Source organism: Breoghania sp. (assembly GCF_030066895.1).
GTDB lineage: Bacteria > Pseudomonadota > Alphaproteobacteria > Rhizobiales > Stappiaceae > Breoghania.
The window spans coordinates 29352-45316 of record NZ_JASJAV010000013.1; the positions used below are offsets into that span (position 1 = coordinate 29352).

A 15965-nucleotide genomic window follows, 5' to 3' on the forward strand; every position below is an offset into this window, starting at 1 on the left:
CCTCCTAATGCCCGAGATAGACGTCGATGACCTTGGGATCGGCCTGCACCTTGGCCATGGAGCCCTCCGAGAGGACCTGGCCCTGATGCAGCACGGTGACCCGGTTGGCGATGTCCTCCACGAACTTCATGTCGTGTTCGACCACCAGCACCGAGCGTCCCTTGGTGATTTCGTTGAGAAGCTTCGCGATCTGCACGCGTTCCGAAACGCTCATGCCCGCCACCGGCTCATCCAGCATCAGAAGTTCCGGGGCCTGGATCAGCAGCATGCCGATCTCCAGCCACTACTTCTGGCCGTGACTGAGAAGGGCGGCCTGCTTGTCGAGTAACTCGTCGAGGAACGCCATCTCGGCGATCTCGCGCACCCGCGAGATCACTTCAGCGTCCCGCTTGAAGGTGAGCGCTCCGAAGACGTTGCGACCCCGCGCGGGAAGTAAATCTTGAGGTTCTCGAAGACGGTCAGATCCTCGTAGATCGACGGATTCTGGAACTTCCGCCCCACCCCTTCGCGCACGATCTCGTGCTCCTTCATCTCGGTCAGTTCGCGGTTGCGGAACTTGATCGAACCGTCGCTGGCCTTGGTTCGCCCGCAAATGAGATCGAGCACTGTGATCTTGCCGGCCCCGTTCGGGCCGATGATCACGTGGATCTCGTTCTCGTCCACATAGAGGTTGGGGTCGTTGACCGCCTTGAACCCGTCGAAGGAGACCGTGAGATTCTCGATTGCGAGCAGGAAGTCGGTGTTGTTGGAAAGCGTGTTCATCGCGCCGTACTCCTGTCGGGGGGTATTCCGCGGCCTGCGGGTCTTCCAGCGGCGCATCCGAAGAGGCGTCGGGGTGGGAGCCTGCGGTTGACGAGCGGGGCCAGATAGCTGCGGTAGACACCGGCCAGACCATTGGGGAAGATGGGGACGACGGCGATGAAGAGCGCGCCCAGGCCGAACAGTCACAGTTCCGGGAAGGTCTCGGAGAAGGTGGTCTTGGCCCAGTTCACCAGCAGCGTGCCGTAGACCGCGCCGAAGATCGAAAGCCGTCCGCCGACCGCGGTGTAGATGACCATCTCGATCGACGGCACGATGCCGACGAAGGAGGGCGACATGAACCCGACCTGCAGCGTGAACATCGCCTCGCCGATTGACGACAGCATGGCGGCAAAGCAGAAGACGAAGATCTTGAAGTTGGCCACATCGTAGCCGGAAAAGCGGACCCGGTCCTCCTTGTCGCGCACCGCCACCAGAAGATGCCCGAGCTTGCTCTTCAGGATGAACAGACACACGACCAGCACGCCGAGCAGCAATCCGGCATTGAGGAAATAGAGGACGTATTTCGCGCTGTCGGTGCGGATGTCCCAGCCCATCAAGGTGCGCAGGTCGGTGATGCCGTTGACACCGCCCGTGTAGCCCTGCTGGCCGATGATCAGGATCGTCAGGATGGCGGCAATCGCCTGCGTGATGATGGCGAAGTAGACGCCGCCGACGCGCCGCTTGAACATCGCCGCGCCGATGATGAAGGCGAAGAGCACCGGCAGGACGAGAACAGCGATCACCGTGAAGGTGAAGCTGTGGAAGGGCTCCCAGAACCAGGGCAGTTCGGTGAGCTGGTTTCAGTCCATGAAGTCGGGGATGCCGGGTGTGGACTGGATCTTGGTGACCTCCGGCGTGGAGGCCTCCAGTTTCAGGAACATCGCCATGCAGTAGCCGCCGAGGCCGAAGAAAATGCCCTGACCGAGGCTGAGGATGCCGCCCATGCCCCAGCACAGGATCAGGCCGATGGCGATGAAGGCGTAGGTCAGGTACTTGCCGATCAGGTTGAGGCGGAAGATGTCGACCGACAGCGGCAGGATCACCACGATCAGCAGGGCGAGAACGGCCAGAGCCAGCAGGTCCCGGCGGTTGAGAAAGGCTTTTGCGTTGGTCATGACGATCTCTCTCAGCGGCGGATTTTGGCGGAGAACAGGCCCTCGGGGCGCAGCATCAGGATGCCGACGACGGTCAGGAGCGTGAGCATCTTGGCCATCGACCCGGACAGAAAGAACTCCATGGTCGACTGCGCCTGAGAGATGGCGAAGGAGGAAGCGATGGTGCCGACGAGGATCGTCGCGCCGCCGAAGACGACGATCAGTAAGGTGTCGACGATGTAGAGCTGGCCGGCGGTCGGCCCGGTGGAGCCGATCATGGTGAAAGCGGAACCCGCGATGCCGGCAATGCCGCAGCCCAGGGCGAAGGTCTTGCGATCGACCTGTTCGGTGTTGATGTCGACGGCGCCGGCCATGACGCAGTTCTGAACGACCGCGTGGGTCTGACGGCCCATGCGCGAGCGGAACATCACGACATAGACGCCGATGGCGATGATCAGCGTCAGCTCCATCACGAACAGGCCGTTGATCGGGACCTCGATGACGTCGGTCAGCGCGACGGAGCCGAACATCCAGTCGGGCAGGCTCACGCCGACCTTGCGCGCGCCGAAGATCGAGCGATAGGCTTGCTGCAGGATCAGGCTCGGATCCCAGGTCGCCGGCAGCGTGTCGAGCGGTCGCTTGTAGAGGTGACGAATCAGCGCCCATTCCACCAGCGCCCCCGAGGGCTCCGGAGGCAAGGAAGGCGAGGATCATCGCGAAGAAGAAGTAGATGCCGAAGAGGCTCGGCACATAGATCTGCACCACGTGGGAGCACAGATAGGTGACATAGTATGCCCCCAGGATCATGAACTCGCCGTGGGCCATGTTGATGACGCCCATCTGGCCGAAAATGATCGCCAGACCGAGCGCCATGAGAACGAAGACCGAGAACAGGATGAGCCCGGCGAACCCTTGCGTGGCGAAGATGGAGCCGAGTTCCGACCAGGTGTAATCGGCGAACATGCGCGCGCCTCCATGGGTGAGGGCACGGGGCCCCGAAGAAGATGGATGAAATGCGGATCCGGGCGTTGAGCGGGGGAGGGGCGAATTGGCCTCGATGGGAGAGCCGTTTGCCCCGATCCGTGACGGCTAGGCGCCGATCACTGGTAGCCTTCGGGGAACGGATCGGGCTCCATCAGCTCTTCCGTCTCGTAGATCACTTCGTACTGACCGTCGGTCTTGGTGTGGCCGACGCGGGTCTTCGACCAGAGGTGGTGGTTCTCGTGGATGCGGACATAGCCTTCCGGCGCGGTGGTCAGCTCGATGCCCGGCGGCGAGGCGACCTTGATCTTGTTGATGTTGAAGGATCCGGCCTTCTCCACCGTGGCTTTCCACAGCCATGGATCGAGATAAACGGCCTGGGTGACGTCGCCGATGAAGATCTCGTCGCCCCACATCTCCTTGAATACCTTGACGAAGGCTTTGTTGTTGTCGTTGTCGAGGGACTGGAAGTCCTTCATCGTGGCATAGGCGCCGGCAATGTTTTCGCCGCCGATGCTGAGGATCTCATCCTCGGTGACCGAAATCGTGAGAAGCAGCGGCTTCTCATTGGTCATGTCGATGCCCGCGGCCTTCAGCTGCTTGTAGAAGGCGACGTTCGATCCGCCGACGACGATGGCGTAGATCACGTCGGGCTTCTTGAGCTTGATCTTGTTGATGACCGAGTTGAACTGGGTGTGGCCGAGCGGATATTACTCCTCGCCGACGACCTTGAGCCCGAGTTTCTCGATGTGCTTGCGCGCGATCTTGTTCGAGGTGCGCGGCCAGATGTAGTCGGAGCCGAACAGGAAGAAGCTCTTGGCGCCCTTTTCCTTGGTCACCCAGTTGATGCCCGCCATGATCTGCTGGGTCGCTTCCTGGCCGGTGTAGATGACGTTCGGACTCTCCTCTAGGCCTTCGTAGAAGGTCGGGTAGTAGAGCATGCCGTTATATTGCTCGAAGACCGGCAGAACGGCCTTGCGCGAAGCGGACGTCCAGCAACCGAACATCGAGGCCATCTTGTCGTTGACCAGCAGTTTCTTGGCCTTTTCGGCAAAGGTCGGCCAGTCGGAGGCGCCGTCTTCCCGGATGAACTCGATCTTGCGGCCGAGCACGCCGCCCATCTCGTTGATCTGCTTGATGGCGAGCTTTTCCGCCTGGACGGAACCGGTTTCCGAAATCGCCATGGTGCCGGTCATGGAATGAAGGATCCTGACCTTGACCGTGTCGTCGGTGACGGCGAGGCCGGTGGTATCGACGTCGTCTGCGCGCACCGGGGCGGAGCCGAGCGGGCCGAAGGCGGTCAGCGCGAGCGCCGTTGCCGCGCCCAGCATCACGCCGCGCCGCGAATACCCGAACCGGGTGCTGCGGGCAATTTGGGGATCGAGGTCATTCATGGTCTTAAGCCACCTCCTGTCTGGGCTGTCGCTAGGGGGCCGGCATTGGCGCACCGCATGACAGGAGACTCGCGGAAAATTATGCAACGCAAAAATACGTCAGTTGCTGTGGGTTAATTGACGTATTCTGATTTCATTCGCTTCCATGCGAGATTTTCCGCGGGAATCGTTAAAAAATAAAAAAATCGAATCCAAAACTGAGAAAATCTCAATGATCTACGTTTAATCGATCGAGATTTCTTGCATGTTATAATTATATTTAGAATTTATATATGTATTTTTTGCATGATCTGAGATGTTATTGGTATGGATATTGTTATTAGATTTATATATTTAATATATAAAACAATATTTTGGATCCAATTCCGCAACGATGCCTGGAGATTAAGCCGGCGCGTGTCAAACGATGCTGCGATGCACAAAAAATGAGCCTGTCCGCTCCCTTGTCCCCGGGGCCCGTGACCACCGGAGAGGAAGTCGGAAAGGCAGCCTTTGAGGCGTTGGCGGGACGGGGGGTGAAATGGCAAGTCATCAGCGGGTTGTGCGTCTGCGCCGAACCTACAATCAGTGGGTCGCCAATCAGACTCTGGAAGACTATGCGCTGCGGTTTACCGCCAAGAACGGGCGGCGCTGGTCGGCGGTGCGCGTGGCCAATACCGTGCTGGGTGCCATCTCGTTTCTGGCGCTGGAAGTCATCGGCGCGGCAATCACCCTGAATTACGGTTTCACCAACGCGGTCAGCTCGATCGCCGTCGTCAGCCTGCTGATCTTCATCACCGGTCTGCCGATCGCCTACTACGCGGTGAAATACGGCGTCGATATCGATCTTCTGACCCGTGGAGCGGGCTTCGGCTATATCGGCTCCACGGTCACCTCGCTGATCTATGCGACCTTCATCTTCGTCTTCTTCGCACTGGAAGCGGCCATCATGGCCGCCGCGCTTGAGCTGTTTCTCGGCGTCCCGCTCAATCTCGGATACTTCTTGTGCGCCGTGATCATCATTTCCCTGGTGGTTTACGGTATCACGCTGATCAGCCTGTTGCAGGTCTATACCCAGCCCCTGTGGATCGCCCTGCAGCTTCTGCCTTTCGCGTTTCTCGCCTGGCAGGGACTGGCGCCGTTTGAGGAATGGTGGTCCTTTGCGGGCAATCAGGGGGAGAGGAACGGAAACTTCGATCTGCTGCTCTTCGGGGCGGCGAGCACGGTCGTCTTTTCGCTGATCGCCCAGATTGGCGAACAGGTCGATTTCCTGCGCTTCCTGCCGCGCGGGCGCTGGTGGTTGTCGCTGCTGGCCGCGGGGCTGGGCTGGATCGTCGTCGGCGCGCTGAAGCTGCTGATGGGGTCGTTTCTCGTCGTGCTCGCCGTTTCCGGCGGCATGCCCGCGACGCTGGCGCTCGAACCCACCCACATGTACCTCGTTACCTTCCAGCACTTAGCGACGCCCGAACTCGCCGTGGCGCTGACCGACATCTTCGTGATCGTGTGTCAGATCAAGATCAAAGTCACCAATTCCTATGTGGGCTCGATCGCCTGGTCGAACTTCTTCTCCCGTCTCACCCACAGCCATTCCGGTCGCGTCATGTGGCTGGTCTTCAACGTCGCCATCGCGCTCGTCCTGATGGAGCTCGGCGTCTACACCGCTCTGGAACGCACGCTCGGGCTCTATTCCATCGTCGTCGTCTGGATCGGAGCGATCTTCGCCGATCTCGTCATCAACAAGCCGCTCGGGCTCAGCCCGCCGGCATATCGAGTTCAAGTGCGCCCATCTCTACGACGTCAATCCGGTCGGGCTCGGCTCCATAGGGCTCGCCTGCCTGATCGCGTTCACTTGCTATTCCGGCGCATTCGGCGATGTCGTGCAGGCACTGGCGAGTTTCATCGCGCTGGTGACCGCCGCCGTCACGGCGCCGCTGATCGCCTATGCCACCGGCGGGAGCTACTACCTTGCGCGCAAGGCGGAGAGTTTTGCGGGCGAGGACGGCAAGAGCCCGGCCCGGTTGCGCTGCTGTATCTGCGAACATGAATTTGAGATCGAGGACATGGCGCAACGCCCGGTCTATTCGGGCCCGGTCTGCTCGCTGTGCTGTTCGCTCGATGCGCGCTGCGAGGACGACTGCAAGACGGATGCGCGCGTTCAGGATCAGGTGCACGGCCTGCTGGAGGCGCTGTTGCCGGAGGCGTGACGACGCGCCTGAATTCGCGGCTGGGCCAGTATCTCGGCATCATGCTGATCATCAGTCTGACGCTCGGCGGGATCCTGTCCTTTGGATATTACGGGGCCGTGCCGCACGGCGGTTCCGAAATCGAGATCCGGCCCGATACCGGCGCGCGCGAAAGCGTCGGCACCGCTCTGACACAGGTCTATTTCATCCTGCTGATCATTTCCGGCGTCATCGCCTGGCTCTTCGTGCTGGTTCATGAAAGCCGTAAGGTCGCCAACGAGGAGACCCGTCGCCAGACGAGCCTTCTCATGCGCGAGATCCGGGCCCACAGCCGAAACGACCGCAAGCTTCAGCGCGCCAAGGAGGTGGCGGAGGCGGCCAATCACGCCAAAAGCCGCTATGTCATCGGCATCAGCCACGAACTGCGCTCGCCGCTCAACGCCATATCCGGTTACGCGCAGCTCATCCGCCGCGATCCCGTGATCCCCGAGCATAGCCGCGAGACCATCGACGTGATCAAGAACTCGGCCGATCACCTGGCCGGTCTGATCGAGGGGCTGCTCGACATCTCGAAGATCGAGGCGGGGCATCTGACGATCTACCGCGAGTGCTTCAACCTGCACGAGTTGCTCACCCAGATCGTCGACATGTTCCGTCTGCAGGCCGATGCCAAGGTGATAGATTTCGTCTATGCGCCGAGCGACTACCTGCCCACGCATGTCTACGGCAACGAGAAGCGTCTCCGTCAGGTGCTGATCAATCTCCTGTCGAACGCCATCAAGTGGACGCATGAGGGCGGCGTCACGCTGGAGGTGAACTATCACAGCCAGGTGGCCGAATTCTCCGTCATCGATACCGGCATCGGCATCGTGCCGGAGAATCTCGACCGCATCTTCATTCCCTTTGAGCGGGTCGATGACCGCGAGGGCGCACCGCCCGTTCCCGGCATGGGGCTCGGGCTCGCGATCACCAAGCTTCTGGCCGAGGTAATGGGCGGAGACATCCGGGTCGAAAGCATGCCGGAGAAGGGCAGCACGTTCCTCGTCCGCATCCTGCTTTCAAGCGCCCAGCAGCCGATGGAACCGCAATCGCCGGAAAAGGCGATCCTGGGATTATGAAGGCCCGACGCAGACGGTCATGGTCGTCGATGACGATCCCGCGCAGCGCAATCTGGTGCGCGATTTCCTCTCTCCACTCGGCTTCAAGGTCCTGTCGATCGGTGACGGCAGGACGTGTCTGGAGGCGGTTGCCGTCGAGCAGCCGGACGTCTTCCTGCTCGACATCTCCATGCCGGGCATGACCGGTTGTGATCTGGCCCGCAGGCTTCGCCAGTGGGGTCACGAGGCGGCAGTGATCATCATGATCTCGGCCAATGCGGATGAGCGCGGCCGCGACCCGGTTCACCGCGTCTTCCACGACGACTACCTGAGCAAACCCTTCCGATTGACGGATCTCCTCAAGCGGCTTCAAAGCCAACTGCGGATCGAGTGGCGCACGGGCGAGCGCGAGGAGGAACTGGTGCAGGCCGCGCCGACGTCGCCTCGCGCTGCGACCTCTGGCCCCTCCGCCCCGAAACGTTCCGCGCCGCGAGCCGGGCCTTTCGTGTCCGCAGCCCATCCCTCGGAAGCCAGTCTTGAGATGTTGCGACAGCTCACCCGCATGGGCCATGTGCGCGCGATCCGCGAGAAGTTCGACGAGATCGCGGCGCGCGAGCCTCAAGCTGCGGACTTCGTCGATCAGATGCGCGTGCTGGTGAAGGAATTCGACATCAAGCGTTATGAACAGCTTTTGGAGACAGTCGATGGTGATGATGGCCACGCCTAATCCCAGCGATATGGTTCTCGTCGACGACGACACCCCTTCATCGCTGGGCATGCTCACCAAATTCGCTTGAGGAGGCGGGCTACACGGTGCTGGTCGCCCCTGACGGCCTGCACGCGCTCGATATCGTCGCCCGCATCACGCCGAACGCCGTGTTGATGGATGCCGTGATGCCCGACCTCGGCAGGTTCGAGACCGTCAAGTGGCTGCAGGACATGGAGGGTCTGCGCAATGTTCCGATCATCTTCATGACGGGGCTCAGCGACACGGAAAACGTCGTGCGCGGGCTGGAGGCGGGCCGCGTCGATTCTGTCACCAAGCCGGTCAACACGGACGAGCTTCTGGCTCGCCTCCGGGTGCACATCGCCAATGCCCGCAGCGCCGAAAGCGCCCATGTGGCGCTCGATGCGTCCGGCCGGTTCCTGCTGTCCGCGTCCGTGTCAGGGCGGGTGCGCTGGCGCACGCCGCAGGCGGCCGCCCTGCTGGGGCTGGATCGTCTGCCCGACGAATGCCTGCCGTGGCTGCGCGAGGTGGTTGCCGGGGCCGGTTCGGTGCGGGGAAGCGAGGTGGAGGATTTCTTCGTCGAGCGGGACGGTGTCAGTCTGCGCTTTTACTATGTGGGCGCGATCTCGTCGAGCGAGCATCTCCTGTGCATCGCGCAGGGTGCCCGCGATGCAGCCGGCGATACCTTGCGCAGCGAATTCAACCTCACCGAACGCGAAGCGGAAGTGCTCGTGTGGATCATGAGCGGCAAGTCGAACAAGGAAATTGCCTCGATCCTGGAAATGAGCCCCAGAACGGTCAACAAGCATCTCGACCGTATCTTCGCAAAATTCGGCGTGGAGAACCGGACCGCTGCGGCGATTCTGTCCCTGAAGCGGCTGATCGATTGAAACCGCTGGATCAGGTGCTCTCCAGCCGTCTGCTCTTGCCAAACCTTTCCCGCCTCCCATCCTACTCAAGATCTGCGACGATCCGTGCGTATTGCGGTCCGGCGGCTGACGGCGCGAGATTGTGGTCAGGTCGCGACGTGTCCTCTGGGTTGCGTTCGGCTGCCAGACAGGTAAGGCTTCGGGTCGGGAGGCAGGAGATTTAGAGGGAGGTTTTATTATGATTTTAGGGTTCTTGCGGGCGTTTAGCGCCGTTTTGATACTGGCTCTGGCCAGCCTCACGGCACATGCGGAAGTCGTTTATAATCGTGGCAACAATGCCAATCCTGAGGCCCTGGATCAGCACAAGACCTCGACGATCGCCGAAGCCAATATTCTCGCCGATCTCTATGAGGGGCTTCTGGTCTACGACATCGCCGCCAAGGTGACGCCCGGCATGGCGAAGTCCTGGGAGACATCGCCGGACGGTTATGTCTAAACCTTCCATCTGCGCAAGGCTGAATGGTCGAACGGGGATCCGGTCACGGCCGGTGATTTTGTCTTCTCGCTGCGCCGGATCATGGACCCGGCGACGGGCGCCAAATACGCCAGCATCCTCTATCCCATCAAGAATGCCGAAGCGATCAACAAGGGCGTGGGCAAGGTCGAGGATCTGGGCGTCAGGGCGATCGATGACGCCACCCTGGAAATCACCCTGCAGCAGCCGACCTCGTATTTTCTGGAGCTTCTGACCCATCAGACCGCGTTGCCGGTTCATCCCACAAGCGTGAAGGAATACGGCTCCGACTTCGTGCGTCCCGAACACATGGTGACGAACGGGGCCTACACGCTCACCCAGTTCACGCCGGACGACAAGGTCGTGCTCGACAAGAGCCCCACCTACTACGATGCGGCGAACGTCAAGATTGGCCGGGCGATCTATTACCCGATGGAAGATCGAGCGGCCTGCGTGCGCCGTTATGAGGCGGGCGAGATCGACAGCTGCTCAGATCTGCCGACCGACCAGATGGCCACCTTGCGCAAGAAATTCGGCGATCAGGTCCGCACGCTGCCCTATCTCGGCACCTATTATTACGCCATCCGCGCCGACAAGAAGCCCTTCTCGGACGTGCGCGTGCGCCGTGCGCTTTCCATGGCAATCGACCGTGTCTATCTCGCCGACGAAATCTGGTTGGGCACCATGCTTCCCGCCTATTCCCTCGTGCCGCCGCGGGTATCCCGAGCTACAGCGAACCCGCCTATGCGGCCTTCAAGGACGAGCCGATGCTCAACCGCGAGGATGAGGCCGCAGCCCTTCTGAAGGCGGCCGGGTTCGGGCCGGACAATCCGCTGAAGCTGGAGATCTCCTACAATACCTCGGAGAACCACAAGAACACGGCAGTCGCCATCGCCGACATGTGGAAGGCGATCGGTGTCGAGGCCTCGCTGATCAACCGCGACGGCGCCTCGCATTACGCTTACTTACGCGAAGACGGCGATTTCGACATCGCCTGGGTGGACTGGATCGCGGACTATTCGGACGCGCAGAACTTCCTGTTCCTGGTGCGCTCCGACAATTCCGGCTTCAAATACGCCAATCCCGATTACGACGCGCTACTGAAGAAGGCGGCCGCCGAGCAGGATCCGGAGAAGCGCTCCGCCGTCCTGCACGAGGCGGAGGCCATGTTCATGCGCGACGTTCCCTACATCACGCTGATGTACTATTCCTCCCATTCCCTCGTCTCGCCGAAGCTGAAGGGATGGGAGGACAATATCCAGAACAAGCACCTGACACGGTACATATCGAAGGAGGAATTAGGGTCACCCCGACAAGGGACGTTCACACGTAACGATTTGTGGGGCCTTTAAGATGCTGAGATACGCCTTCAAACGGCTTCTTGCGGCGATTCCGACCCTGTTCGTGATCGTCACTGCCGCCTTTTTCCTGATCCAGGTGGCGCCCGGTGGACCGTTCAATCTGGAACGACCGCTGGAAGCCAAGGTGATGGAAAATCTCAATCGCATCTACCATCTGGATGCACCGCTCTGGCAGCAGTACCTGAGTTATCTCGGCAATCTCCTCACAGATGATTTCGGTCCAAGTCTCGTCTATCGCGATTTCTCCGTGGGCGAGCTCTTCGCCGCTGGTCTGCCGGTCTCCGTCCAGCTCGGCGGTTCGGCGCTCGTTCTGGCGCTTCTCACTGGAACCTCGCTCGGCATCGCAGCAGCACTCCGGCACAACCGCGCCGCGGATCTGGGTGCGGTAACGCTCGCCACTCTCGGCATCACCACCCCGCACCGCTCCTGTCGCTGATTTTCGGTGTCTGGCTCGGCTGGCTACCTGCGGGCGGCTGGGGTGACGGGGCGCTATCCTACAAGATCCTGCCTATCGTCATCCTCGCCCTGCCCGCAGATCGCGGTAATCACCCGGCTCACCCGTGCGGCGATGATCGAGTCGCTTTCCTCCCATTCGGTGCAAACCACGCGCGCCTATGGGCTCAGATGGTGGACGGTGGTCGTCGTCCACGCGTTGCGATCAGCCATTCTGCCGGTTGTCTCCTATGCCGGACCGGCGGCAGCTCTGATGACCGGCTCCATAGTGGTCGAAACCATCTTCGGCGTGCCGGGGGGGGGGGCTACTTCGTGCAGGCGGCGTTGAACCGCGACTACACGCTCGTCATGGGTAAGGTAGTCGTCGTCGCCTGCTTCGTCATCGTCTTCAATCTTGTGGTCGATCTGATCTACGCCGTGATCGATCCGCGTGTGCGTTATGGGTGAACCGATGAGCGTTCTCCGTATGACAAGCGCATCCGATCGCAAGCCCGTCGCCGGGCGATCTCTCACTGTCGACGCGCTGCGTCGCCTCTCCGCCAACCGTGCCACCATGGCGAGCCTGATCTTTCTCGCCCTCATGGCAATCGTCTGCATTATCGGCCCCCATTTCACGGGGCATGCCTATGACGAGGTCTATCAATCCTACGTGCGCGTCCCCGCTAGCCTGGAGCCCTATCCGCACCAGGACGCGGTTGCGTCGGCTCTGAAAAAGGCACTGTCGCGCGCCCGGCTCGATCTTGGCGATGTGGTGGTCTCGAGCGACACGGCCGAGATCTCGGTGCTCTCACCCCGTCGCCCGCTCGATGAGCGCGTCACCCGCTATGTCGAGCGCAACGATCTCTTCTCCAACGCGCGGCTAACCGATGTGTCCGACGACGGACACGCTGAGCGGATCGTGGCCGATATCGCGCGAACCCGCTTCCTGTTCGGCACCGATCTCGCCGGGCGCGATCTTCTGACCCGCACGCTTGTCGCGGGCCGCATCTCGCTCACCATCGGGCTTCTGGCAACGCTGGTGGCCATGGTCATCGGCGTCACCTGGGGAGCGAGTGCCGGCTATCTCGGAGGGGCGGCCGACGCGGTGATGATGCGCATCGTCGATGTGCTCTACGCCTTGCCCTTCATCTTCTTCGTCATCCTGCTGGTGGTCTTTTTCGGGCGAAATTTCGTGCTGATGTTCTTGGCGGTAGGCGCGGTGGAATGGCTCTACATGGCGCGCATCGTACGCGGTCAGACGCTCAGCCTGAAGCAGCGCGAATTCGTCGAGGCCGCCGAGGCGCTGGGAGTGACCGGTCCCGGTATTCTCAAGCGCCACATCATTCCCAATCTTGCCGGCCCCGTCATCGTCTACATGACGCTTCTGGTGCCCAAGGTGATCCTGCTGGAGAGCTTCCTCTCCTTCCTCGGCCTCGGCGTGCAGGAGCCGATGACGAGTTGGGGCGTGCTGATTGCGGAAGGCGCGCGCTCCACCGAGGCCATGCCGGATCTGTTGCTGTTTCCCGCCGCCTTCCTCACCTCCACGCTGTTCGCGCTCAATTTCGTCGGTGACGGTCTGTGCGACGCGCTCGATCCCAAGGAGCGCTGACCATGGACGCATTCGTTCCCAGCCCAACGACGGCGGAAACCGTCTTTACCCTGCACGATCTCAAGGTGACCTTTGATACGCCTGATGGCCCCGTGGAAGCGGTGTGCGGCATCGATCTTAAGGTCGCGCGCGGCGAGACGTTGGCCATTGTGGGGGAAAGCGGCTCGGGCAAGAGTCAGGCGGTGATGGCGGCGATGGGGCTTTTTCCCACAAACGCGCGCGTGACGGGTTCCGTCACCTTTCAGGGGCGCGAGATCCTCGGTCTTGCGACGCGCGATCTCAATCGCCTGCGCGGCTCCCGCCTCACCATGATCTTTCAGGAGCCGATGACCTCGCTCGATCCGCTCTACACGATCAGTCGGCAGATGGCCGAGCCGTTGGTGGAACATGGCGGGCTTTCCTGGAAGGCGGCGCGCAAACGGGTGCTGGAACCCCTGGATCTGGTGCGCATCGATGAGCCGAAACGGCGCATCGCCGCCTATCCGCACGAGCTTTCCGGCGGCCAGCGCCAGCGGGTTATGATCGCCATGGCACTCGCGAACCGCCCCGACGTGCTGATCGCCGACGAGCTGACGACCGCGCGCTTGACGTCAGCACCCAGGTCCGCATCGTCGATCTCCTGAAGGACCTGCAGGAGCGTTTCAGCCTCGCGGTCATCTTCATCTCGCACGACCTCAATCTCGTCGGCCGGATCGCCCACCATGTGGTGGTGAAGGAGGACCAGGTGGTGGAGGATAAGGACGCGGGAGGCGATCTTCCGCAATCCCGTCGATCCCTATACGAGGAAGTTCCTCAACGCCGAGCCCGTGGGCCGAAAGGACCCGCCGCCTGCCTCCTCGCCTGCGTTGCTGAAAGCCGATGCCGTCTCCGTGGCATTCGAATTCGACTGCGGCCTGTTCGCGCCCGCCAGCCGGTTCGTTGCTGTCAACCGCGTCAATCTGCTTTTGAAGGAAGGGCAGACGCTGGGGCTCGTGGGGGAATCCGGATCAGGCAAATCGACCCTCGGCCGCGCGCTCCTGCGCCTCGTTCCCTCTTCTGGCCGCGTCGTCTTCGAAGGGGCGGATCTCAGCCGCATCAAGCCGAAATCCCTGCGCCGTCTGCGCCGGGAGATGCAGCTCGTCTTTCAGAATCCTTTCGGATCGCTGATCCCGCGCCTCACGGTTGCGGAAATCATCACCGAAGGCCTGCTGGTACACGAACCGGCGCTGTCGTCGCGAGCGCGGGAAGCTCGCGCCTGCCAGGCGCTGGAGGAAGTCGCGCTCGATCCGATGATGCGCAATCGCTTCCCGCACGAGTTCTCCGGCGGTCAGCGCCAGCGTATCGCGATCGCGCGCGCCATGGTGCTGAAGTCTCGGCTGGTGGTGCTGGATGAGCCCACCTCCGCGCTCGACCGGACCGTCCAGCGGCAGATCGTGGATCTTCTGCGCGATCTGCAGGCGAAACACGGACTGACCTACATCTTCATCAGCCACGATCTTTCCGTGGTGCACGCCCTGGCGGACGAGGTGATGGTCATGCAGCACGGTTGCGTGGTGTAAAAGGGCCCGGCCGACGAGGTATTCTACGCACCGAAGAAGCCCTACACGGGCATGCTCGTGGAGGCCGCGACGCTGGGGGCTTGAGGAGAGGGGGCGGGCGTACATCCGAGGAGAGTCGCGATACATCCACCGCGATATTCGCGCCATGTGTGAGAACATTGCCTCAAATGCGATTGTCATCCCCGCCTGCGCGGGGATGACAATGAGGAGCAAAACGTGCTCATGCAGGTCTGTCCGCTGAGGAGACGCGCAGCGCCGTCTCGAAGGATGGACCTCCGCACAGCCTCCCGGCTCCGCCCCGACACTTCATGCAGCCTCCACCCCATTTAACTCGTGCATTCGCACGCCGACTGACTTAAACACGGGACCCGTTTCATCCCTGATCGATTATCCCGCCATGACCGAAACTGCCCCCCGCTACGTTCTCAAACTGCAATGTCCCGACCGGCCCGGCATCGTTGTCGGTGTCGCCAGTGCGCTGACGCGCGGCGGCGGCAATATTCTGGAAAGCGCGCAGTTTGGCGATCTGCAGACGGGGCTGTTCTTCATGCGGGTGTGCTTCACCGCACCGCAGTCGAAGCCGCTGTCGTCGTTCGAGTATCTGATGACCCCGGTCGCCAATGCCTTCGGCATGGACTGGTCGCTCAATGACGAGGCGGTCAAGCCGCGCATTCTCGTCATGATCTCCAAGTTCGACCATTGCCTGCAGGATCTCGCCTATCGCTGGCACATCGGCTCTCTGCCGGGCGATATCGTCGCCATCGTCTCCAATCACGAGCAGGCGCGCTCCTGCGCGAATCACTATCATCTGCCCTACCACTACTGGCCGGCGACCAAGGACAACAAGGCGGAGCGCGAGGCGCAGCTCATCGATCTGATCGAGAGTGAGAAGATCGATCTGGTCGTGCTCGCCCGCTACATGCAGGTGCTGTCCGACGATGTCTGCAGCCGCTTTCCGGGCAAGATCATCAACATCCACCACTCCTTCCTGCCCGCCTTCAAGGGAGCCGCTCCCTATATAGCCGGGCGCATGAGCGCGGCGTGAAGCTGATCGGCGCCACGGGCCACTAGGTGACCCCGGACCTCGACGAAGGCCCGATCATCGAGCAGCATGCCGAGCGCGTGACCCACGCCAATTCGACCGCCGAGTTCCTCTCCATCGGCTGCGGCACCGACTCGCGCGTTCTTTCGCGCGCCGTCATCGCCCATTGCGAGCACCACGTTTTCATCAACGGCATCAAGAAGGTGGTGTTCTCCTAACAACCTCGCCTTCGCCTGATCCCGGCCGCTAGCATTCGCGGGGCAGCGGAGCTCTGTGTCGGGGACGGCCTTGCGGCAGGGGCCGATCGCCGATTATGCCTGATGGGTCCGGCAGACTCAGGGAAA

7 protein-coding genes and 7 pseudogenes are annotated in these 15965 nt (G+C 61.5%); 10 read left to right on the plus strand and 4 right to left on the minus strand.

Annotation, left to right across the window (positions count from 1 at the left end; all coding sequences use genetic code 11):
- Positions 1–4: 4 nt before the first annotated feature.
- The 4 pseudogenes from urtD to urtA all read right to left on the minus strand — a co-directional run bounded on the left by urtD (position 5) and on the right by urtA (position 4270).
- Positions 5–762 (minus strand): annotated as a pseudogene (urtD, locus tag QNJ43_RS13830) (urea ABC transporter ATP-binding protein UrtD).
- A pseudogene (urtC, locus tag QNJ43_RS13835) lies at positions 759–1916 on the minus strand (urea ABC transporter permease subunit UrtC). Before urtC ends, urtD begins: the two co-directional pseudogenes overlap by 4 nt.
- An 11-nt stretch (positions 1917–1927) precedes the next feature.
- Positions 1928–2858, minus strand: a pseudogene (urtB, locus tag QNJ43_RS13840) (urea ABC transporter permease subunit UrtB).
- Positions 2859–2995: 137 nt separating this feature from the next.
- Positions 2996–4270: pseudogene (urtA, locus tag QNJ43_RS13845) on the minus strand (urea ABC transporter substrate-binding protein).
- A 520-nt stretch (positions 4271–4790) separates the two neighbouring features.
- On the opposite strand from urtA, the pseudogene QNJ43_RS13850 reads away from it, so the two are divergent.
- The 10 genes and pseudogenes from QNJ43_RS13850 (at position 4791) to QNJ43_RS27240 (ending at position 15839) form a co-directional block, all read left to right on the plus strand.
- Positions 4791–8256, plus strand: a pseudogene (locus QNJ43_RS13850) (hybrid sensor histidine kinase/response regulator).
- Positions 8257–8342: 86 nt separating this feature from the next.
- A complete protein-coding gene (locus QNJ43_RS13855) occupies positions 8343–9146 on the plus strand; it encodes a LuxR C-terminal-related transcriptional regulator (RefSeq protein ID WP_346432987.1) in 804 nt (267 codons plus the stop codon).
- A gap of 253 nt (positions 9147–9399) precedes the next feature.
- Complete coding sequence (locus tag QNJ43_RS27225) at positions 9400–9621, plus strand: hypothetical protein (protein WP_346432988.1); 222 nt, start codon at positions 9400–9402, stop codon at positions 9619–9621.
- 9 nt (positions 9622–9630) lie between these two features.
- Positions 9631–10443: a peptide ABC transporter substrate-binding protein gene (locus QNJ43_RS27230; protein ID WP_346432995.1), complete on the plus strand. Its 813-nt coding sequence runs from the start codon at positions 9631–9633 to the stop codon at positions 10441–10443.
- Positions 10407–10991, plus strand: coding sequence for an ABC transporter substrate-binding protein (locus QNJ43_RS27235; RefSeq protein ID WP_346432989.1), 585 nt, complete (start codon positions 10407–10409; stop codon positions 10989–10991). Before QNJ43_RS27230 ends, QNJ43_RS27235 begins: the two co-directional genes overlap by 37 nt.
- A gap of 1 nt (position 10992) precedes the next feature.
- Positions 10993–11900, plus strand: a pseudogene (locus QNJ43_RS13865) (ABC transporter permease subunit).
- Between the two features lie 4 nt (positions 11901–11904).
- On the plus strand, positions 11905–13041 hold the full coding sequence (locus tag QNJ43_RS13870; RefSeq protein WP_300470899.1) for an ABC transporter permease subunit: 1137 nt from the start codon (positions 11905–11907) through the stop codon (positions 13039–13041).
- 2 nt (positions 13042–13043) lie between these two features.
- A pseudogene (locus tag QNJ43_RS13875) lies at positions 13044–14663 on the plus strand (dipeptide ABC transporter ATP-binding protein).
- A 313-nt stretch (positions 14664–14976) separates the two neighbouring features.
- Positions 14977–15624, plus strand: coding sequence for a formyltetrahydrofolate deformylase (locus QNJ43_RS13880; protein ID WP_346432990.1), 648 nt, complete (start codon positions 14977–14979; stop codon positions 15622–15624).
- Positions 15625–15650: 26 nt separating this feature from the next.
- Positions 15651–15839, plus strand: coding sequence for a hypothetical protein (locus QNJ43_RS27240; RefSeq protein ID WP_346432991.1), 189 nt, complete (start codon positions 15651–15653; stop codon positions 15837–15839).
- The last annotated feature ends 126 nt before the right edge of the window (positions 15840–15965 follow it).

Excerpts from the sequence above, each read along its gene's own strand:
- QNJ43_RS27235 (WP_346432989.1), top strand. The coding sequence starts at position 10,407 with ATGCTCAACCGCGAGGATGAGGCCGCAGCCCTTCTGAAGGCGGCCGGG.
- QNJ43_RS13870 (WP_300470899.1), top strand. The coding sequence starts at position 11,905 with ATGAGCGTTCTCCGTATGACAAGCGCATCCGATCGCAAGCCCGTCGCC.
- QNJ43_RS13880 (WP_346432990.1), top strand. The coding sequence starts at position 14,977 with ATGACCGAAACTGCCCCCCGCTACGTTCTCAAACTGCAATGTCCCGAC.